The following is an 18,640-nucleotide window of genomic DNA, read 5'->3' on the forward strand; positions in this document are numbered from 1 at the left end:
GCGTTCGCTGCGCTCAGAAGGTCTTCAGGAACGAGACCAGCGCCCGCTTGTCCTCGTCGCTCAGCTCGGGCTCGCGGCCGAAGGCCTTCTCGTCGGCGCTCAGGCCGTCCTGCCGGTTGAACTCCGCCGTGCCGAAGTAGTGGCCGCGGTTGACCACGAAGTCGCGGCACTTGCTGAGCTCGAGCATCGGCTCGGCCAGGTTGGCGAAGTGCTGACGCAGTTCCTCGTCGGAGGCGCCGGCCGGCGCGCTGGCGAGCGCCAGCTTGAGCTTGACCAGCAGTGCGCCCGCGTCCTTCACGTGCTGGGCCTTGTCGCCGAGATCGTCGCTCTCGGCGCGAAGCTTGAGGTTGGACAGCAGGTTGACCGGCACGCCGCCCGGGATCGGGCCCAAAACGATGTCGCCATCCTGCTGAACCAGCCACGGCAGCCAGCGGTGCAGCACGCCCTGCAGCGGCTGCAGCGCCTCGGGGGCGTAGCCGGTCGGGATGGTGACGACGCTGCGCTCGGTGGTGCGGTCGATGGTGCCGCCGACCTTGGCGCCGAGCACGGCGTCGGCCTTGCGCTTCTCGGGCCACAGCATCTGCTCGATCGCCTGGTCGAAGACCTTCATGCGACCCTCGACCGAAGGATCTCCGTTGGCCTCGCCGACCGTGTTGTTGAGCAGGAAAGGCGCGGTCGACCAGACGCTGATCAGCGACGGCACCCGCGTGTAGCCCCGCCCGCCCGCCGGCATCGCGTAGGGTTTGGGGGCGCCGGTGAAGGGATCGGCGAGCGTCACGGTGCCGACCGAGGGCAGGCTCTTGTAGGTCTGCGACGAGAAGTTGTCCCAGATGTTGTCCGCCAGCGCGTTGGTCGCCAGCGGGCTGCAGGCATTGGTGCGCAGCAAGGTGACGGGGATCCGCGCCTCGGTCGACAGATAGTTTTTCTGCAGGAAGTCAGGCGCCTGCACGATCTTGCGCATCTGCACCTTGTAGTCCTCGGTCTGGGTCCAGCCCCAGTAGCGCTTGAAGCAGTCGACGTAGCCCGGCCCCGCACACCGTTGTGGCGAGAGTTCGAGCGACGCCGGCAGCGGTGGTGCCTTGCTCGAATGGCAGCGCGCGCAGGTGTCGGCAAAAGCCAGCTTGCCGCGTTCCAGCGTGGCGGCGTCGGCGTTCAGGTACTTGTCGCCGCCGGGGGCGTCCTTCAGATGGTCGGGCTGCGCGGCCTTCAGGAAGAACAGCGCCGTGTTCGGCGTCCCGGCCTCGGTCGCCTGCCAGTAGCTCGAATTCTTCTGCGCCGAGGCGATCTTGATCGGCGTGATGGTCTTGCCGCCGACCACCGGGTTGAAGTGCAGCAGCCACTCTTCGCTGAACAGGCCGATGTTGAGGTACACGCGGTTCAGCGCGCCCAGCAGCCCGACCGAGTCGGCGCCGTCCTTGAGCACGTGCGGCGTGTAGACCACCGAGTCGGCCTTCGAGAAGAACTCGGTCAATGGCCCGCTGGCGATGAAGTCGTTGAACTGCTTGTTGTCGAGTTCGCCGCCGGCGAGCTTCTCGCGGCCGATGCGCCGGGCCATCTCGAGCCGCGAGGCGAAGTCGTAGACCGCGTTCATGGTGCGCGGGTTGTTGATGCCATCGGTCGAGACCAGCGAGGTGTCCATCGCGCCCGGCCGGTAGGTGTGGGCCAGCTGGTACATGTAGTTGGTGCGGCCCTCGGGCTTGTTGGCGTTGTAGATGAAGAGCCGGTCGACCCACATGTACTGGGCCCCGACCGAGGAACTCAGGTTCTCGAACTTCGGGTTGTTCGGATCGGCCGGCGGCTTCACCGGACTCGGTCCGACGTGGCAGAAGCCGCAGGACATGCCGACCCGGTAGGGACGCACCAGGTCCTTGCGGTTGTAGTAGCTCGGGTCGGTGTAGTACTTCTCGGCGTCCCAGGCCTTGGCGGCCTTCTCGTCGAAGTCCGGATTCGGAAACAGGCGCAGTCCCGCGATGCCGGTGCCCCAGCCGTAGAACGAGCCCACCGGCTGCGTCGTGCCGTCGCCCAGCGGCTTGCCGCGCGAGCCGATCGCGACGCCCGGGTACTTGCTCTCGTTCTCGAACGGATCGGGTGCGCAGTCCTTGCTGCGGACGTCGAGCCAGAGGCCCCGGCGCGCCTTGTCGGGCCCGGCGGCGTTGTTGAAGCAGGGTTCGTTGACCAGGCCGAAGTACTGCCAGCGATTGGCCCGCGAATAGCCCAGGCTGGGGTGCGAGCTGATCACCTTCAGCAGGTCGAAGGCGCCGAAGGTGTAGTCGCTCATCCGGGTCCAGAAGCGGTCGTTGCCGCCGCTCCACACCAGCCACATGTTGCGGCCCTTGATCTCTTCCGGCGACAGCGCGATGCCGTTGTCCATGTCGTGGAAGTAGTCCTCGCCGGCATGCGGGAACGATGCCGCGTCGCGGCCCGCGAGCTTCGCTTCGTCCTGCACCTCGCCGGGCTGCGGGCCCTTCGAGCAGCCCGCCAGCAGCACGCACGCAATCAGCGGCCACCATCGAGCGGCGCGGTGGAAACCCTGGTTCATTGCCATTCCTCCTGCGGCCAGACCTTGGGTGAACGGGCCATCGAGTGCGCAGTGTGGAGGGGGCCTCCCCTATTGGCTATCGGCCATGCGACGTATGGCGATCGATGGCCTCGGCACGGCCGATCAGCAGCCACGCGCTCGCCGCGCTCAGCAGCGCAAGGCCGGCGCACAGCAGCATGACGCAGCGAAAGCCGGAGACGAATGCCGCGTTGATGGTGTGCCGCAGCGCCGCCGCCACCGCCGGGTCGGCACCCGGCGGCAGCGTGGCGCCGGCCAGCTGGCTGCGCTGCGCCCGCACGAAGGCTGCCGCCTCGGGCGAGGCCCCGATGTCGAGCAGGCCCTGCCCCAGGCTGGCGTCGAAGGCCCAGGCCATGACGACGCCGAAGACCGCGATCGCCAGCACCGCGGCGGCGCGCGAGACCGCGTTGTTGACGCCCGAGGCGAGGCCCGCGAGCTCCGGCCCGACCGCGTTCATGACGGTGGTGGTGAGCGGCGCGACGGTCACGGCCATGCCGAAGCCGAGCACCACCACCGCCGGGAAGAACGAGGTCCAGTAATCGGCGCCGACGCCCGGCAGCGCGAACAGCGCGAAGCCGGCGGCGGCGACGGCGGGGCCCACCACCAGCGGCAGGCGCGCTCCGATGCGGTCGACCAGCTGCCCGGCCCAGCTCGACAGCGCGAACATGATCAGGATGAAAGGCAGCAGCGCCGCGCCGGCGACGGTGGCCGAGTAGCCCTGGACCTGGATCAGGTTGAGCGGCAGGAAGTAGAGCCCGCCGCCCAGCGCCGCATAGAGCAGCAGCGTCAACAGGTTGGCGCCGCCGAAGTTGCCGACGCGCATCAGCCCGAGCGGCAGCATCGGCGAGCGCACGCGCAGCTCGACCATCACGAAGGCCACGCTGGCCGCGATGCCCGCCAGCAGCGCGAACGGCACCGAGGGCGCGCGCCAGCCCTGGGTCGGCGCCTCGATGAATGCATAGACGATGCCCCCGAGCGCCACCGTCGCCAGCGCCGCGCCCCAGGGATCGAGCCGCGCCGAGGCCGCCGCGCCGCCGCGGCTCTCGGGCACGTGGCGCCAGACGATCAGCAGCACCACGGCCGCCATCGGCAGGTTGACCAGGAAGGCCCAGGTCCACGAATAGTGGTCGACCAGGAAGCCGCCCACCACCGGTCCGATGGCGGCCGTGATGCCGCTGAACCCGGACCAGGTGCCGATCGCCCGGCCGCGCTCCTTCTCGGGAAAGGAAGCGCTGATGAGCGCCAGGCTGCCGGGCACCAGCAAGGCGCCGCCGATGCCCTGCACCGCGCGCGCCGCGATCAGCTGCGAGACGTCGCCCGCCAGCGCGCAGGCCATCGAGGCCAGCGCGAACAGCGCGACCCCGAGCGCGAAGATCCTGCGGCGTCCGAAGTGATCGCCGAGCGCGCCGCCGACCAGCAGCAGCGCGGCCAGGAACAAGGCATAGGACTCGACCACCCATTGGGCCTGGAAGGCGCTGGCATGCAGGTCGGCCTGGATCGCCGGCAGCGCGACGTTGACCACCGTGCCGTCGATGAAGGCCATGCTCGAGCCGACGATGGCCGCGGCGAGTACCCAGGGCCGCGAGGCCGGCGGGCAGTCGGCGGCCTCGCAACCGTGCCGGATCAGGCTGTCGTCACCGGGAGGCTTTCCGATCTGCGGCATCGCCAAAGTATGAGGCCGCGCGCAGTACCGGACAATCGCCGCTCCATGACACGCTACCAGGCCCTGGCCGCCGAGATCGCCGAATCGATTCGCACCGGGGTGCTGCACCCCGGCGACCGCCTGCCCTCCGTGCGCCAGGCGCGGGCCAGCCGCGGCGTCAGCCCGTCGACCGTGTTCCAGGCCTACTACCTGCTCGAGGCCCAGGGCCTGATCCGGGCCCGCGAGCGTTCCGGCTACTACGTGGCCGAAGGCGCCCGGCAACTGCCGCCCGAGCCCGAGGCCGCCTCGCAGCCCGAGGACGACGCCGTGCCGCTCGATGTCAGCGAGCATGTGTTCGAGATCCTCGAGTCGACCATGGTGCGCGATGTGGTGCCGCTGGGCTCGGCCTTCCCGAGCCCGCTGCTGTTTCCGCTCGCCCGCCTCGGTCGCATCATGGCCTCCAGCGTCCAGAACCTCGATCCATGGAGCACCGTGGACGACCTGACGCCCGGCAACGCGCGGCTGCGGCGGCAGATCGCACTGCGCTACCTGGCCGATGGCGTGCAGGTCCACACCGACGAGATCGTCATCACCAACGGCGCCCTCGAGGCGCTGAACCTCTGCCTCGCCAGCGTCACGCGGCCGGGCGATGCGGTGCTGATCGAATCGCCGACCTTCTATGCCGCGCTGCAGGCGCTCGAGCGGCTGGGCCTGGAGGCGATCGAGGTGCCGACGCATCCGCGCGAAGGCATGGCGCTCGACGCGCTCGAGCGCGCGATCCAGCGCCATCGGCCCAAGGCCTGCTGGCTCATGACCAACTTCCAGAACCCGCTCGGCAGCCTGATGCCCGAGGCGAAGAAGAAGGCGCTGGTCGAGCTGCTGGCCCGCCACCAGGTGCCGCTGATCGAGGACGATGTCTACGGCGAGCTCTATTTCGACGACAAGCGGCCGCTGCCGGCCAAGGCCTTCGACACGCAGGGCCTGGTGATGCACTGCTCGTCGTTCTCGAAGTGCCTGGCGCCCGGCTACCGCATCGGCTGGGCGGCGCCAGGACGCTTCACGCGGGCGGTGGCCCGCGCCAAGCTCACCACCACGCTGGGCGCCTCGGCGCCGACCCAGAACGGACTGGCGACCTACCTCGAGAAGGGCGGCTTCGACAAGCACCTGCGCAAGCTGCGGCGCGCGCTGGCCGGGCAGCAGACCCTGCTGGCGCAGGCCATCGCCGAGCACTTCCCGCCCGGCACCCGCGCCACCCGGCCGGCGGGCGGCTATTTCCTGTGGGTCGAGATGCCGGGGCACGTCGATGCCCTGGAGGTGCATCGGCAGGCGCTCGCCCAAGGCATCAGCGTCGCGCCGGGGCCGATCTTCTCGGCCCAGCGCGGCTTCACGAACTGCCTGCGCCTCAACTACGGCCACCCGTGGGACGAACGCACCGAGCAGGCGATCGCGACACTGGGACGGATCGCGAGCCGGCGCCCCGGGGCCACGTGATAGATTGCGCGGCAGGACGTTTCCCGCGAAACGCCTGCCCGAACAAGAACGCAAGAGGAAACGGAATGGGACCCTGGCTGGCCAGGATGCTGAAGCGCACCGCGCTGTTGCTGGGCATCGTTTTCGTCACACTGCTCGCCGTGCGCACCTACGATGTGCAGCGCGGCCCCCCGCTCGAGCCGTGGCACACGCACGTGCCGCACGAACTGTCGGGCGAGCAGATCCGCAAGGCCGACTGGCCGGCCTGGCTGGCGGCCGAGAACGCGGCCTTCGACGAGGTTCGGCGCGAAGTCACCGACAAGCTGCCGCCGGAACTGCGCACGCCGTCGAACCGCTATTTCGACGGCAGCCCGATCTACCCGGGTCACTTCCGCCAGGACTGGAACCGCTCCTACACGCTCGATCCGCAAGGCCCGCCCAAGGGCGTGGTGGTGCTGCTCCACGGCCTGACCGATTCCCCCTTCAGCCTGCGCCATGTGGCCACCTTGTACCGCGACCGCGGTTTCGCGGTCGTCGCGATCCGCATGCCGGGCCACGGCACCGTGCCGGCCGGGCTCACCCACGTGGAATGGGAAGACTGGTCGGCCGCGACCGAGCTCGCGGTGCGCGAAGCGCGCCGCCGCGTGCCGGCGCCGCTGCCGCTGCACGTGGTCGGCTTCTCGAACGGCGGCGCACTGGCGACCAAGTACGCGCTCGATGCGATCGACGACCCGAAGCTGGCGCGGCCCGATCGCCTGATCCTGATCGCGCCGATGATCGGCATCACCGAGCTGTCGCGCTTCGCCGGCGTGTTCGGCTGGCCGGCGATCTTTCCGGCCTTCGCCAAGGCGGCCTGGCTCGGCATCGTGCCGGAGTTCAACCCCTTCAAGTACAACTCGTTCCCGGTCAACGGGGCGCGCCAGTCGTCGCTGCTCACGCGCGACCTGCAGGCCCACGTGGCCCGCGAGGAGCGCGACGGGCGGCTCGACCAGATGCCGCCGACCCTCACCTTCCAGTCGCTGATCGACTTCACGGTGAGCACCCGCGCGATCGTCACCGGCCTCTATGCGCGGCTGCCGGCGAACGGCAGCGAACTGGTGCTGTTCGACCTCAACCGCAGCATCAAGTTCGGGCCGCTGCTGCGCTCCGGCAGCGACCTGCGGCCCGAACGGGTGCTGCCGCCGGCGCCGCGGCGCTTCCGCACGACCCTCGTCACCAATGCCGACGTCCACAGCCGGCAGGTGGTCGAGCAGGTCACGGAGGCCGGCGCCACCACGGTCCAGACGCGGCCGATCGGGCTCGAATTTCCGCTCGAGGTGTTTTCGCTCTCGCACCTGGCGCTGCCGTTTCCGCTCACCGACCCGCTGTACGGCCTGCGGCCCGACGACAGCGACGATTTCGGCGTCAACCTCGGGGCCCTGGCGATGCGTGGCGAACGCGGCGGCCTGATCGTCAGCCTGGATTCGCTCACGCGGCTGTCGTCGAATCCGTTCTACGATTTCATGGCCGAGCGGATCGCGCAGACCCTGCCGCCGCCCTGAGCCGGTCCGCTAGCGGGCCCGCGTGCGCAAGGTGCTGCAGACCGCGGCCACCGCCGCGCAGCAGGCGGCCAGCCCCAATGCGATCACCTGGCCCTTGCCGTCGTGCGGGCTCCAGACGCTGAAGATGCCGGCCAGCAGCACGGCCCCCAATGTCTGGCCCGTGAGCCGCGCGGTGCCCAGCATGCCGCTCGCCGCGCCGCTGCGCTGGGGCGGCGGCGTGGTCACGATGGTGTGGTTGTTGGGCGACTGGAACAGGCCGAAGCCGACGCCGCACAAGACCATGCGCCAGACGATGTCGGCGTTGCCCGGCTGGGCCGGCAGCGCTGCCAGCAGCGCCAGGCCGGTGGCCAGCATGGCCAGCCCGATGCCGCCGAGCAGTCCGTCCGGATAGCGGCCGATGAGCCGGCCGGCGATCGGCGCCATCACCACGATCGCCAGCGGCCAGGCGGTGATCAGCAGGCCGGCCTCGAAGTGCGAGCGACCATAGGTGTCGAGCAGCAGGAACGGCAGCGCGATGAAGGACAGCATCTGGGCGCAGAAAGCGCCGACCGAGGTGCCCATCGAGAGCGCGAACACCGGGATGCGCAGCAGGTCGACCGGGAACAGCGGCACCGCCTGCGCGGCCTGCCGCCGCAGGTAGACGAAGCCGACCGCCAGGCCGGCCAGCAGCAGCAGCCAGGCCATCGGGCTGGCGCCCTGCCCGGCCTCGCCGCGCACGCCCAGCCGGTCGGCGCCGACGAAGACCAGCGCGAACATCGCCACGTTGAGCGCCACGTCCAGCAGCGAGAACCGCACCCCCGATGCCTTGGCCTCGTTGAACGGCAAGGAACGCAGCCCGAGCACCAGCACCAGCGCTCCCAGCGGCACGTTGAGCGCGAACAGCCAGGGCCAGGACGCGATCGACAAGATACCGGCCGCCACCGAAGGGCCCGCGACCGAGGCGGTGGCCACGACCATCGAATTGATCGCCATGCCGCGCCCGAGCTGCTTCCTGGGGTAGATCAGCCGCACCAGCGCTGCGTTGACGCTCATGATGCCGGCCGCGCCGAGCCCCTGCAGCGCACGACCCGCGATCAGCATGCCGAGCGAATGGGACAGTGTCGCGATCAGCGACGCGGCCGCGAACAGGGCCATGCCCGTGAGGTACACGCGGCGATAGCCGATCCGGTCGCCCAAAGAGGCCAGCGGCAGCAGCATGACAAGCGCGGCGATCTGGTAGGCGTTGACCACCCAGATCGCGTGCGCCGGGTCCGCCTGCAGCTCGCGCGCGATTCCGGGCAGCGCGAGGTTGACGATGGTGCCATCGAGCACCGCCACCGCGATGCCGAGGATGACCACCACCATCGCGTGGCGGCGCTGCGGCTGCGGCAGGCCATCGCGTGCGGTGTGAGCGGTCTGGTCGACGGGGATGGACGACATCGCTCAGCCCGCCTGCCCGACGGGCTGGCGCCGGCCATCGAGCGTGAGCCAGGTCAGTGCGACCGCGATCAGCGCACCGCCCGCCATGCCGGTCACCATCGGCAGCGGCCGGCCGTCGGTGAACAGCCCGACCACCGCCATCACCACCGCACCGGTCAGCATCTGCAAGGTGCCGAGCAGCGCCGACGCGGTGCCGGCGATGGCGCCGTGCTTCTCGAGGGCCAGCACCGAGGTGGTCGGAATGACCAGGCCCATCAGGCCGCTGGCGATGAAGTACAGCACGATCAGCACCGCCAGCCGGTCGCCGCCGCCGGCGAAATAGGCGAACATGGCCAGCATCACCGCGCCGCAGGCCGCGACGCCGGTCTTCACCACCCGCTCGATCCCGAAGCGCTCGCACAGCGGGCCGTTGAGCTGCGCGGCGGCGAAGAAGGCGGCCGCGTTGACGCCGAAGGCCACGCTGTACATCACCGGCGAGAGGCCGTAGTGGTCGATCATCACGAAGGACGAGTTCGCCAGGTAGGTGAAGAAACCCGCCATGGCGAAGGCACCGATGAAGACCAGCCCGAGGTAGTGGGTGTCGCGCAGCAGCACGCCGTAGGCGGCCAGCGCGCTGCCCAGGCTGCTCTCGACCCGCTCCTCGGCCGGCCGGGTCTCCTTCAGGACCATCGCGATGGTCGCCAGTCCGACCACGGCCGCCAAGGTCACCGACCAGAACACGCCGCGCCATCCGGTGAAGGCGATCACCGCGCTGCCGGCCAGCGGCGCCAGGATCGGCGACACGCTGAAGACCAGCATCAGCAGCGACATCAGCCGCGCCGCGTCGGTGCCGGTGTGCAGGTCGCGCACCACGGCGCGCGGGATGGCCATGCCGGCCGCGGCGCCCAGGCCCTGGACGAAGCGCAGCGCGATCAGCATCTCGATGCTGGTGGCCAGCGCGCAGCCGATGCTGGCCAGCGCGAACAAGCCCAGGCCGAAGTAGAGCGGCGGCTTGCGCCCCACCATGTCGGACACCGGTCCGTAGAGCAGTTGCCCGACGCCGAGCGAGATGAAGAAGGCCGTGAGGCTCATCTGCACCGGCCCGATGCCGGCGTGCAGGCTGCTGCCGATCTCGGGCAGCGCCGGCAGGTACATGTCGATCGCGAACGGGCCGATGGCCGACAACAGGCCGAGCACGAGCGCGATCTTGAAGAAGCGCGAAGAAGTCATCGCCCGATTGTCGCCAAGGCGGCGATGGACCGTCGGCAGCGCGACGCGCCGGCCTGTGCTAGGCCTCAGAACAAGTCGCCGCTCTCGCTGTCCGGCCTGGCACCTTCGATGGCCAGCATCCGGAGCTTCGCCGCCGCACCGCCGTGGGCCGAGAAGCCGCCCCAACGGCCGCCGGCGGCGAGCACCCGGTGGCAGGGCACCACCGGTGCGAAGGGATTGAGGCCGAGCGCCTGCCCGACCGCGCGCGCCAGACCCTTGTCGCCGAGCTCGGCCGCGATGTCGCCGTAGGTGCGGGTGCGCCCGGGCGGAATGCGGCGCGCGATCTCGTAGACGCGCCGATGGAATTCGCTGACACCTTCAACATCGAGCACGATCTCGGCGAGGTCGAGCGCTTCGCCGGCCAGCAGGCCGCGGATGCCCTCGATCGCCGGCACCACGTCGGCTGGCGCGTCCTGCTCCGGCCAGTTCGGAAAGCGCCGCCGCATGCGCGCACGCGTGGCGCCCTCCCCGCCCTCGGGCAACTGCACGCCGACGATGCCGCCCGGCCCCCAGGCGATGCCGCAGGCGCCGATCGCCGTGGCGAAGAGTGCGAAGCCGTTCGGGGCCATGGCCACCGCCCTGTCTCCCTGTCTCTATGTCAGGCCGCGCACTTCGCCGTGGGCTGGCCCTGCGGCGCGGGAACGCTGGCCGCGATGGCATCGGCCAGCCGCGACGTGAGGCGTTGGGCGCCCTGGGCCAGGGCGTCGAAGCCGCCGCCCACGGGTTCCGACAGCGACAGCCGGCAGCCGGTCGCTGGCCCCTCGTCGGTGCGGCGCACCGTCCAGGTGAAGCTGGCATCGACCCGCTTGCCCTCGATGGCGTCGAACTGCTCCAGCTGGACCGCGATGCGTGTCGCCGGCTGGCCGCGCGAACGGCCGGACTTGGTCACGTCGACGGCGCCCAGCCGGCTCGCGATGCCGCTGCCCAGGCTGTCGCGCAACTCGTTCTCGAACGAGGACGACCAGCGGTGCTGCTCGAGGATGTCGACCGCCGGGCTGTCCGGCGCGTCCTTCTTGCGCACCACCAGCTGCGGCCGGGCGAAGCGCTCCGGCATGGCGATCGGCGTCAGTTCGATGTAGGCCGGCGCGCCGCCCGTCGGCATCGGCGCCCGGGCCGGCGCCGCGCTGTCGGCCAGGCTGTAGTACTGCGGCCCGCCGCTGCTGCCGCAGGCGGCCACGAGCCAGGCCGCACCGAGGGCTGCGGCCGCGAGCCGGAAGTGGGTCGTCTTCATTTCTGCTTGTCCTCCGGCTTGCCGCGGATCAGGGATTCGGGGTGGCGCTCCAGGTAGTCGGTCAGCACGCGCAGCGACCCCGCCGCCCGCGTGACTTCCTGCAGGGTCTGGCGCAGGTCCTGCTGCAGCGGCGCATCGTCGGCGATGGTCTTCTCGGCCGAGCGCAGGGTCTGGCGCACGTCCTTCAAGGCCGCCGCCATCTCGGGCGTGACGTCGTTGTTCAGGCGCCTGGCGAGCTGCTCGGTGCTGTTGAGGGTCTTGTCGAGAGAGGCCAGGCTCTTGCGCAGATCGGCACCGATCTCCTCGAAAGGCACCTGGTTGAGCTTGCGCGCGATGTCGGCCACCTGCGACTGCAGCTCGTCCAGCCGGTTGGGCTGGGTCGGCAGCTCGAGCGGGACCTGGTTGGGCTCGAGCTTCGCCGGCTTGGCATCGTTGAAGAAATCCATCGCCACGTAGACCTGGCCGGTCAGCAGGTTGCCGGTGCGCAGCTGGGCCCGCATCCCCTTGCTGACCAGCAGTTGCCAGCGCTGGAACGACGAGATGCGAGCGTCCGGATCGGTGGCGGAACGGCGCCGCATGCGATCCGGGTAGACCTGGATCACCACCGGCATCCGGAAGGCGCGCTCGCCCCGGTCGAACTCGACCCCGATCGACTTGACCTCGCCGATCACGACGCCCCGGAAGTCGACCGGCGCGCCGGGCGACAGGCCGCGCAGCGACTGGTTGAAGTACAGCAGCATGGTCTGCGAAGGCCCGTCAGGCTCCTTCATCGCAGTGGTCTCGTCGCTGGCCAGCACGAAGGCAGTGTTCTCCCCGGCCACCGGCCCGGTCTGGTCGTCGGGCGCCTGGAAGGCGATGCCGCCGATCAGCACCGTGACCAGGGACTGGGTGCGAACCTTCAGGCCGCTGGCGTTCAGGTCGATGTCGAAACCACTGGCATGCCAGAAGCGCGTGTTGACGCCGACGAACTTCTCGTAGGGCGTGTTGATGAAGACCCTCAGCGTCACGCCGTGGCCGTCGGCGTCGAGCTCGTAGGCCGCGACCTGGCCCACCTTGATTCGGCGGAAGTACACAGGCGAGCCGATGTCCAGCGAGCCGATGTCGCGGGCCCGCAGCAGGAACTGCCGCCCCGAGTCGTCGCGGGTGACGATGGGGGGCGTCTCGAGCCCGGTGAACTCGCCCGAGGTTTCTTCCGAGGTGCCGGCATCGACGCCGATGTAGGCGCCCGAAAGCAAGGTGCCCAGACCGGAGATGCCCGAGGTGTCGAGCCGCGGGCGGACCACCCAGAACCGGGTGTCCTGCGCCGTGAATGCGCTGGCTTCCTTCTTGAGCTGCACCAGCACCCTGACATGCGAACGGTCGGTGGCCAGGCGGATGTGCGTGACGGTGCCGATCTGCACGTCCTTGTACCTGACCACGGTCTTGTTGGCCTCGAGGCCTTCGGCGCTCTTGAAGGTCAGCACGACCTCGGGTCCGCGGTCCATGAGGATGCGCGCCACCAGCGTCATGCCGACCAGGGCCGCCACGACCGGGATCAGCCAGATCAGGGAGGGCAGCCAGTTGCGCCGCCTGACGACCTTCGGCGCAGCCCGGGGCGGCTGCGGCTCGGGTCGGGTGGATTCGTCATTCATATCGGTTCATTGTCCATCTTCATTTCTTCCGCCTGGGCATCCGGTCCGGTGTCCCAGGTCAGGCGCGGATCGAAGCTCAGCGACGCCAGCATGGTGAGGACCACCACCGCGCCGAAGGCGGCGATGCCGACCCCGGCCGTGATCTCGGCGAAGCCCTGGATGCGCACCAGGCCGGCCAGCAGCGCCACCACGAAGACGTCGAGCATCGACCAGCGCCCGATCACCTCGAGGATGCGATAGAGCTTGGCCCGTTCGAGCTGCCGCCAGCTGCTGCGCCGCTGCGCCGTGATGGTGAGCAGCACCAGCGCGGTCAGCTTGAACAGCGGCACCAGGAAGCTGGCAACGAAGATCAGCGCCGCCAGGCCGTAGGCGCCCGAGACCCAGAAGTAGATGACGCCGCTCAGGATGGTGTCCTGCTGGGTGCCCAGCAGGCTCTTGGTGATCATCACCGGCAGCAGGTTGGCCGGCAGGTAGAGGATCGCGGCGGCGACCAGGTAGGCCCAGGTGCGGTTGATGCTGTCGGGCTTGCGCGCGTGCAGCCGGGTGCCGCAGCGGTCGCAGGCTTCGCCGTCGAGCGCACCTTGCCAGGTGGTGCCGCAGTGGTGGCAGGCCACGAGGCGCAGGGCGGCCGCGGTCTCGACGCCGGGGTCGCTCATCCGTCCTGACCCGGCCGCGGCTCGAAAGCCATTTCCCAGAAGGTCCGGGGGTTGAAGGACAGCACCGCCGTCAGCAGCACCGTGAGCCCCACGAAGGCCCAGAGCGCCGGACCGGCGATCACCTGCGCCATGCTGCTCAGCTTGATGATCGCCACCAGCACGCCGAGCAGGAACACTTCGATCATGCCCCAGGGACGCAACGCCACCAGGGCGTTCACGAGCACCCCGAAACCCGCCGGCCGCCGCTCGTAGCGCATCGGCACCAGCAGGTAGAAGAGGATGCACAGCTGGAGCAGCGGGAACAGCAAGGTGGTCGCGAGCACCAGCAGCGCCACCGGCGACATCCCACCCACGCTCAGCGCCACCACCGCGCCCGCCAGCGTGGTCTCGTTGCTGAGACCCTGCAGCTCGATCTCGACGATCGGGAACAGGTTCGCGATGGCGAACAGGATCAGGCAGGCGACGGTGAGCGGCAGCACGCGGGCGCTCTGGTCGCCTGGATGGCGGTCGAGTTCGGTGCTGCAGCGCGGGCAATGCGAGACCTCGCGCCGGCGCAGCCGCACGCGGCGATAAACCGCGTCGCAGCCTTCGCAGACGATGGCGTCGGGGACTTCTTTCATGGATTTGCGCAGCTATTGTCAGGCAAGCGCAAAGCCGCTGCTGCAGCCTATTCGCCGGCGGTCTCTTCCACCGGCTCGCGGCCGTTCAGCGGCTGGATCGGGCGATGATTGTCCCGAAACAAGTGGCGGAAGGCATCGATCTGCGCCCGCGACATCTCGATCGGGCGCTCCAGCACCACCCAGTGCACCCGCTCGGTGCACGGCGGGGTGGTCAGCGAGCCGGTGTACAGCAGCGCCTTGTGGTCGGCCGGCAGCACGGCGGCAAGATCGATCTCGAGGTCGTGGGCGGCGTCGCCGGCCTTGGGCGGCTTGGCGAAGACCGGCGCCAACGCCTTGTTCTTGCGGCCGGCCTTGATCATCACGCCGACCACCGTGATGGCGCCGTCGGCGCTCTTGTTGACCAGGTGCATCTCCATCGGGAACGCACGGCCGTCGAGGTGGTGTTCGCTGGGCGTGTGGAAATGGAATTGGGCCAGGCGATATTCGACGCCCTGGTAGACGACCTTGTTGTCCGCTGCGCCTTCCAGGTCCAGTTCGAGGGTGTGGCCGTTGTTGACGAGCCGACCCGCGGCCTTGCCGTAGCGAATCCCGGCATCGTGTTGCGCCAGCGCCTTGGCCTTGGCCGCAGGCAGGTCGACCGGCGACTGCTGCTGCCCGGTCTTGCAGGTCGCGTTGTCGGGTGCCAGCGCGGCCCACTCGGAAGGACCGGTCTTGCCGGCGTAGGACCAGTGCGCGTGTTCGAGCGCGGAGGCACCGGCGCACAGACCGACGGCGAAAAGCCCCGCGATCGCAAGGCGAAGAAATGAAGTCATGAGTGTCCTGGAGGAGAGGGACGAGCTGTCGATTCCGGGGGCGGAACGCAGGCGCCGGGAGGCGTCGGACGATTTTCCGACCGCCGCGCGCCCGGTCCGCGAAGGCGAGACGCCCACGATTCCTCTATTGCCCATGGAAATTTCCGAAAGCCGCAGGCGCAAGGCGCGGCCGCCCATCGGCCAGGACGTGGGCCGAGAGAAAGTCCAGCAGCGCCCGCACCCGTGCCGGCAAGCGCCCGGGCTTGCCCAGGTAGACGGCATGGATCGGCGCGGTGTCGCCCGGGTTGAAGTCCTCCAGCACGGGCACCAGCCGGCCGGCATCGAGGTCGGCCTGCACCTGGTAGAGCGACAACCGGCCCAGGCCGACGCCCGCCAGCAGCAGCGCGCGGAGCGCCTCGCCATCGCCGGCCCTGACGTTGCCGTTGACCGGGATGTCGACCACCCTGCCGTCGATCGAGAGCGGCCAGTCGGGGACGCTGCGCCGGTAGGTGAAGCCGAGCCGGTTGTGCGCTTCGAGCTCTTCCGGCGTGTAGGGCGTGCCGTATCGGGCGAGATAGGCGGGCGCGCCGACGATCGCCTGGCCGGTGGCACCGAGTCGCCGGGCCACCAGATCGGACGGCGGCAATGCGCCCCAGCGGATCGCCACGTCGGCGCGCTCCTCCATCAGGTCGACCACGCGGTCGGTCAGCACGATGTTGAGCGTGATCTGTGGGTGCAGTTCGAGAAAGCGCGGCACCAGCGGGATCAGCACCTGCTGCCCGAAAGGAACGCTGGCGTTGATGCTGACCCGGCCGCTCGGTGCCGCGCCGGCTGAGGCGCAGCGCTCGGCCTCGTCCATGTCGGCCAGGACGCGGACGCTGCGCTCGTAGAAAAGCTGGCCCTCGGCCGTCAGCTGCAGCTTGCGCGTGGACCGGTGCACGAGCTGGGTGCCGAGCCGCGCCTCGAGCCGCCCGATCAGCTTGCTGACCGCGGACGGGGTCATGCCCAGGGCGCGGGCGCCGGCCGAGAAGCTGCCGCGATCGACCACCTGCACGAAGGCTTCCATCTCGCCGGAACGATTGACCTCGGTTCGGGGCATTTGTGACTTCGATTCACAAGAGCATGTCGAAGCGGCATTCTATTCATGCTGCCGCGGAACCGGCAAAGTCATGGCCATCATGCCCATCGCCCTCCTCGCCCTCACCGCCGGTGCCTTCGGAATAGGCACCACCGAATTCGTCATCATGGGCCTGCTGCTGCAGGTGTCCGCCGATCTCCAGGTCTCGATCGCGGCTGCCGGCCTGCTGATCTCGGGCTACGCGCTCGGCGTCGCGGTCGGCGCGCCGCTGCTGACCATCGCCAGCCGCCGCCTGCCGCGCAAGACAGTGCTGCTCGGGCTGATGGCCATCTTCACGCTCGGCAATATCGCCTGCGCCATGGCCGGCAGCTACGAGTTGCTGATGGCTGCGCGGGTCGTCACCTCGCTGGCGCACGGCACCTTCTTCGGCGTCGGCTCGGTGGTGGCCACCGGCCTGGTCCCGCCGGAGCGGCGCGCCTCGGCGATTGCCGTCATGTTCACCGGGCTCACCGCGGCAACGCTGCTCGGCGTGCCGGCCGGTGCCTGGCTCGGCCTGCATTTCGGCTGGCGCTCGACCTTCTGGGCGGTGGCGCTGATCGGGGTCGCCGCCTTCACGGTGCTGGCGCTGTTCGTGCCGCGCGGCCGGGCCGACGCCGCGCCGGCCGCGCTGCGCGACGAACTCGCCGTCCTGGCCCGGCCGCAGGTGCTGCTCGGGCTGGCGATCACGGTGCTGGGCTTTGCCGGCGTGTTCGCCGTCTTCACCTACATCCAGCCGCTGCTGACCCGCGTCACCGGCGTGTCGGAGGCGGCGGTGTCGCCGATCCTCCTGCTGTTCGGCGGCGGACTGGCCGTCGGCAACCTGCTGGGTGGCCGGCTGGCCGACCGTGCGCCGATGCCGTCCCTCCTGGGTTCGCTGGTGGCACTGGCCGCGGTGCTCGGCGCGATGCAGTGGCTGGTCCACAGGCCCTGGACCGCGGTGGTGTTCGTGCTGCTGCTGGGCATCGCCGCCTTCGCCACTGTCGCCCCACTGCAACTGCGGGTGCTCGACAAGGCGGCGGGCGCCGGACAGAACCTGGCCTCCAGCCTCAACATCGCGGCCTTCAATCTCGGCAACGCACTGGGTGCCTGGGCCGGCGGCGTCGTCATCGAGCGCGGGCCCGGCCTGCAGGCGCTGGGCTGGGTGGCGGCGCTGCTGACCCTGGCCGGGCTGGCGATCGCGCTCTGGAGCCGGGCGCTCGATCGACGACTTCCGGCGGCCGCCGCCACCGCCTGCGCCTGAACCGCCCCACCCTTTCACACCCACGCACACAAGGACGCACCATGGAATACCGCTATCTCGGCCACTCCGGCTTCAAGGTCCCGGCCCTCGGCTTCGGGGCCGGTACTTTCGGCGGCGAAGGCCCGTTGTTCAGCGCCTGGGGCAACACCGATGTCGCCGGGGCGCGCCGCATCGTCGACATCTGCCTCGACGCCGGCGTCAATCTGTTCGACAGCGCCGACGTCTACTCCAGCGGCGCTTCCGAATCGATACTCGGCGCGGCCATCCAGGGCCGGCGCGACAAGGTCATCCTGTCGACCAAGCTCGCGCTGCGCACCGGCGACGGACCGAACGAGGTCGGCGCCTCGCGCCATCATCTGGTCCAGGGCGTCGATGCCGCGCTCCGGCGCCTGGGCACCGACACCATCGACCTGCTGCAACTGCATGCCTTCGACGCCATGACGCCGGTCGAGCAGGTGCTGCGCACCCTTGACGACCTGATCCGCGCGGGCAAAGTCCGCTACATCGGCGCTTCGAATTTCTCGGGCTGGCAGCTGATGAAATCGCTGGCGGCGTCCGATCGGCTCGGGCTGTCGCGCTATGTCGCCAACCAGGCCTACTACTCGCTGGTCGGCCGCGACTACGAATGGGAACTGATGCCGCTCGGGCTCGACCAGGGCGTCGGTGCGATCGTCTGGAGCCCGCTCGGCTGGGGCCGCCTGACCGGCAAGATCCGTCGCGGCCAGCCCTTGCCGGCGGCGAGCCGCCTGCACGACACCGCCGGCTTCGCGCCGCCGGTGGACGACGAGCGCCTCTTCAGCGTGGTCGAAGCGATGGACCGGGTGGCCGAGGAGACCGGCAAGACGCTGCCGCAGATCGCACTCAACTGGCTGCTGCGGCGGCCGACCGTCTCATCGGTGCTGATCGGGGCGCGCAACGAAACCCAGCTCAGGCAGAACCTCGGCGCGCTGGGCTGGGAGCTCACGGCCGACCAGATCGCACGGCTGGATGCCGCCAGCGCCACGACGCCGCCCTACCCGTACTACCCCTACTGGAACGGCCAGTTCGCGGAGCGCAGTCCGGTCGCCGTGCAGCCCAACCGCTAAAGCGCGACCAGCGGCTCGAAGCCGCCCCAGAACATCCGCTTGCCGTCGAAGGGCATCGACTTCGGGTCCATCATGCCGGCCAGGCGCGGGTCGCTCATGGCCTTGGCGTTGACTTCGTCGCGGTGGTCGCGCGACTCGAAGACGATCCACGAGAACACCACGATCTCGTCGTCCTCGAGCTTCACGGCCTGCGGAAACGAGGTGTGCTCGCCGGCCTTCACGTCCTCGGCGATCCACTCGCGGTACTCGAGCGCGCCATGCTCACGCCAGACCGAACCGGCGAGCGCCGCCATCTGGCGATAGGCATCGATCTTGTTCTTCTTGAGGGGAAGCACGTAGCCGTCGACATAGGCCATGGAAGGTCTCCTGGGTGTGGATCGAACTTACACAGA

The 18,640-nt window shown here is 69.8% G+C and carries 16 protein-coding genes; 4 read left to right on the top strand and 12 right to left on the bottom strand.

All coding sequences use genetic code 11. From position 1 onward, the window contains the following. Window positions 1-13: 13 nt before the first annotated feature. Both QTI68_RS32390 and QTI68_RS32395 read right to left on the bottom strand, forming a co-directional pair. Window positions 14-2,539, bottom strand: coding sequence for a hypothetical protein (locus QTI68_RS32390; RefSeq protein ID WP_286527577.1), 2,526 nt, complete (start codon window positions 2,537-2,539; stop codon window positions 14-16). A gap of 76 nt (window positions 2,540-2,615) precedes the next feature. Then, on the bottom strand, window positions 2,616-4,220 hold the full coding sequence (locus QTI68_RS32395) for an MFS transporter (protein WP_286527578.1): 1,605 nt from the start codon (window positions 4,218-4,220) through the stop codon (window positions 2,616-2,618). 45 nt (window positions 4,221-4,265) lie between these two features. On the opposite strand from QTI68_RS32395, the gene QTI68_RS32400 reads away from it, so the two are divergent. Continuing rightward, window positions 4,266-5,690, top strand: coding sequence for an aminotransferase-like domain-containing protein (locus QTI68_RS32400; RefSeq protein WP_286527581.1), 1,425 nt, complete (start codon window positions 4,266-4,268; stop codon window positions 5,688-5,690). A 65-nt stretch (window positions 5,691-5,755) separates the two neighbouring features. Further along, the gene (locus tag QTI68_RS32405; RefSeq protein WP_286527583.1) at window positions 5,756-7,210 is read left to right on the top strand and encodes an alpha/beta hydrolase; all 1,455 of its coding nucleotides are present in this window, start codon (window positions 5,756-5,758) and stop codon (window positions 7,208-7,210) included. A 9-nt stretch (window positions 7,211-7,219) separates the two neighbouring features. Here the strand turns inward: QTI68_RS32405 and QTI68_RS32410 are convergent, their stop codons facing one another. The 9 genes from QTI68_RS32410 to QTI68_RS32450 all read right to left on the bottom strand — a co-directional run bounded on the left by QTI68_RS32410 (window position 7,220) and on the right by QTI68_RS32450 (window position 15,905). After that, window positions 7,220-8,629, bottom strand: a complete 1,410-nt coding sequence (locus QTI68_RS32410; protein WP_286527585.1) for an MFS transporter — start codon at window positions 8,627-8,629, stop codon at window positions 7,220-7,222. A gap of 3 nt (window positions 8,630-8,632) precedes the next feature. Then, entirely contained in the window at window positions 8,633-9,838 is a 1,206-nt protein-coding gene (locus QTI68_RS32415; RefSeq protein ID WP_286527587.1) for a multidrug effflux MFS transporter, read from the bottom strand. Between the two features lie 65 nt (window positions 9,839-9,903). Further along, window positions 9,904-10,446, bottom strand: coding sequence for a methylated-DNA--[protein]-cysteine S-methyltransferase (locus QTI68_RS32420; RefSeq protein ID WP_286527799.1), 543 nt, complete (start codon window positions 10,444-10,446; stop codon window positions 9,904-9,906). Between the two features lie 29 nt (window positions 10,447-10,475). Next, a complete protein-coding gene (locus QTI68_RS32425) occupies window positions 10,476-11,108 on the bottom strand; it encodes a PqiC family protein (RefSeq protein WP_286527588.1) in 633 nt (210 codons plus the stop codon). Continuing rightward, the gene (locus QTI68_RS32430) at window positions 11,105-12,739 is read right to left on the bottom strand and encodes a PqiB family protein (RefSeq protein ID WP_286527589.1); all 1,635 of its coding nucleotides are present in this window, start codon (window positions 12,737-12,739) and stop codon (window positions 11,105-11,107) included. Before QTI68_RS32430 ends, QTI68_RS32425 begins: the two co-directional genes overlap by 4 nt. Further along, window positions 12,736-13,395, bottom strand: coding sequence for a paraquat-inducible protein A (locus QTI68_RS32435; protein ID WP_286527592.1), 660 nt, complete (start codon window positions 13,393-13,395; stop codon window positions 12,736-12,738). The genes QTI68_RS32430 and QTI68_RS32435 overlap by 4 nt, the downstream gene beginning before the upstream one ends. After that, window positions 13,392-14,015: a paraquat-inducible protein A gene (locus QTI68_RS32440; RefSeq protein WP_286527595.1), complete on the bottom strand. Its 624-nt coding sequence runs from the start codon at window positions 14,013-14,015 to the stop codon at window positions 13,392-13,394. The genes QTI68_RS32435 and QTI68_RS32440 overlap by 4 nt, the downstream gene beginning before the upstream one ends. A gap of 47 nt (window positions 14,016-14,062) precedes the next feature. After that, window positions 14,063-14,827: a carbonic anhydrase gene (locus QTI68_RS32445; RefSeq protein ID WP_286527597.1), complete on the bottom strand. Its 765-nt coding sequence runs from the start codon at window positions 14,825-14,827 to the stop codon at window positions 14,063-14,065. 124 nt (window positions 14,828-14,951) lie between these two features. Next, on the bottom strand, window positions 14,952-15,905 hold the full coding sequence (locus tag QTI68_RS32450) for a LysR substrate-binding domain-containing protein (protein ID WP_286527600.1): 954 nt from the start codon (window positions 15,903-15,905) through the stop codon (window positions 14,952-14,954). A 79-nt stretch (window positions 15,906-15,984) separates the two neighbouring features. Between QTI68_RS32450 and QTI68_RS32455 the strand changes: the two genes are divergently transcribed. Next, window positions 15,985-17,163 (top strand): MFS transporter, encoded by a 1,179-nt coding sequence (locus QTI68_RS32455; RefSeq protein ID WP_286527801.1) that lies wholly within the window; start codon window positions 15,985-15,987, stop codon window positions 17,161-17,163. Between the two features lie 41 nt (window positions 17,164-17,204). Then, a complete protein-coding gene (locus tag QTI68_RS32460; protein ID WP_286527603.1) occupies window positions 17,205-18,248 on the top strand; it encodes an aldo/keto reductase in 1,044 nt (347 codons plus the stop codon). Here the strand turns inward: QTI68_RS32460 and QTI68_RS32465 are convergent. After that, on the bottom strand, window positions 18,245-18,604 hold the full coding sequence (locus QTI68_RS32465; protein ID WP_286527607.1) for a DUF1428 domain-containing protein: 360 nt from the start codon (window positions 18,602-18,604) through the stop codon (window positions 18,245-18,247). The genes QTI68_RS32460 and QTI68_RS32465 overlap by 4 nt on opposite strands. Between the last annotated feature and the right edge of the window lie 36 nt (window positions 18,605-18,640).

The sequence above is a fragment of the Variovorax sp. J31P207 genome (genome assembly GCF_030316965.1).
GTDB lineage: Bacteria > Pseudomonadota > Gammaproteobacteria > Burkholderiales > Burkholderiaceae_C > Variovorax > Variovorax ginsengisoli_B.

Bases quoted from the DNA above. Each gene is read 5' to 3' on its own strand.
- QTI68_RS32390 (WP_286527577.1), bottom strand. From the start codon at position 2,539: ATGAACCAGGGTTTCCACCGCGCCGCTCGATGGTGGCCGCTGATTGCG.
- QTI68_RS32395 (WP_286527578.1), bottom strand. From the start codon at position 4,220: ATGCCGCAGATCGGAAAGCCTCCCGGTGACGACAGCCTGATCCGGCAC.
- QTI68_RS32400 (WP_286527581.1), top strand. From the start codon at position 4,266: ATGACACGCTACCAGGCCCTGGCCGCCGAGATCGCCGAATCGATTCGC.
- QTI68_RS32405 (WP_286527583.1), top strand. From the start codon at position 5,756: ATGGGACCCTGGCTGGCCAGGATGCTGAAGCGCACCGCGCTGTTGCTG.
- QTI68_RS32410 (WP_286527585.1), bottom strand. From the start codon at position 8,629: ATGTCGTCCATCCCCGTCGACCAGACCGCTCACACCGCACGCGATGGC.
- QTI68_RS32415 (WP_286527587.1), bottom strand. From the start codon at position 9,838: ATGACTTCTTCGCGCTTCTTCAAGATCGCGCTCGTGCTCGGCCTGTTG.
- QTI68_RS32420 (WP_286527799.1), bottom strand. From the start codon at position 10,446: ATGGCCCCGAACGGCTTCGCACTCTTCGCCACGGCGATCGGCGCCTGC.
- QTI68_RS32425 (WP_286527588.1), bottom strand. From the start codon at position 11,108: ATGAAGACGACCCACTTCCGGCTCGCGGCCGCAGCCCTCGGTGCGGCC.
- QTI68_RS32430 (WP_286527589.1), bottom strand. From the start codon at position 12,739: ATGAATGACGAATCCACCCGACCCGAGCCGCAGCCGCCCCGGGCTGCG.
- QTI68_RS32435 (WP_286527592.1), bottom strand. From the start codon at position 13,395: ATGAGCGACCCCGGCGTCGAGACCGCGGCCGCCCTGCGCCTCGTGGCC.
- QTI68_RS32440 (WP_286527595.1), bottom strand. From the start codon at position 14,015: ATGAAAGAAGTCCCCGACGCCATCGTCTGCGAAGGCTGCGACGCGGTT.
- QTI68_RS32445 (WP_286527597.1), bottom strand. From the start codon at position 14,827: ATGACTTCATTTCTTCGCCTTGCGATCGCGGGGCTTTTCGCCGTCGGT.
- QTI68_RS32450 (WP_286527600.1), bottom strand. From the start codon at position 15,905: ATGCCCCGAACCGAGGTCAATCGTTCCGGCGAGATGGAAGCCTTCGTG.
- QTI68_RS32455 (WP_286527801.1), top strand. From the start codon at position 15,985: ATGCCCATCGCCCTCCTCGCCCTCACCGCCGGTGCCTTCGGAATAGGC.
- QTI68_RS32460 (WP_286527603.1), top strand. From the start codon at position 17,205: ATGGAATACCGCTATCTCGGCCACTCCGGCTTCAAGGTCCCGGCCCTC.
- QTI68_RS32465 (WP_286527607.1), bottom strand. From the start codon at position 18,604: ATGGCCTATGTCGACGGCTACGTGCTTCCCCTCAAGAAGAACAAGATC.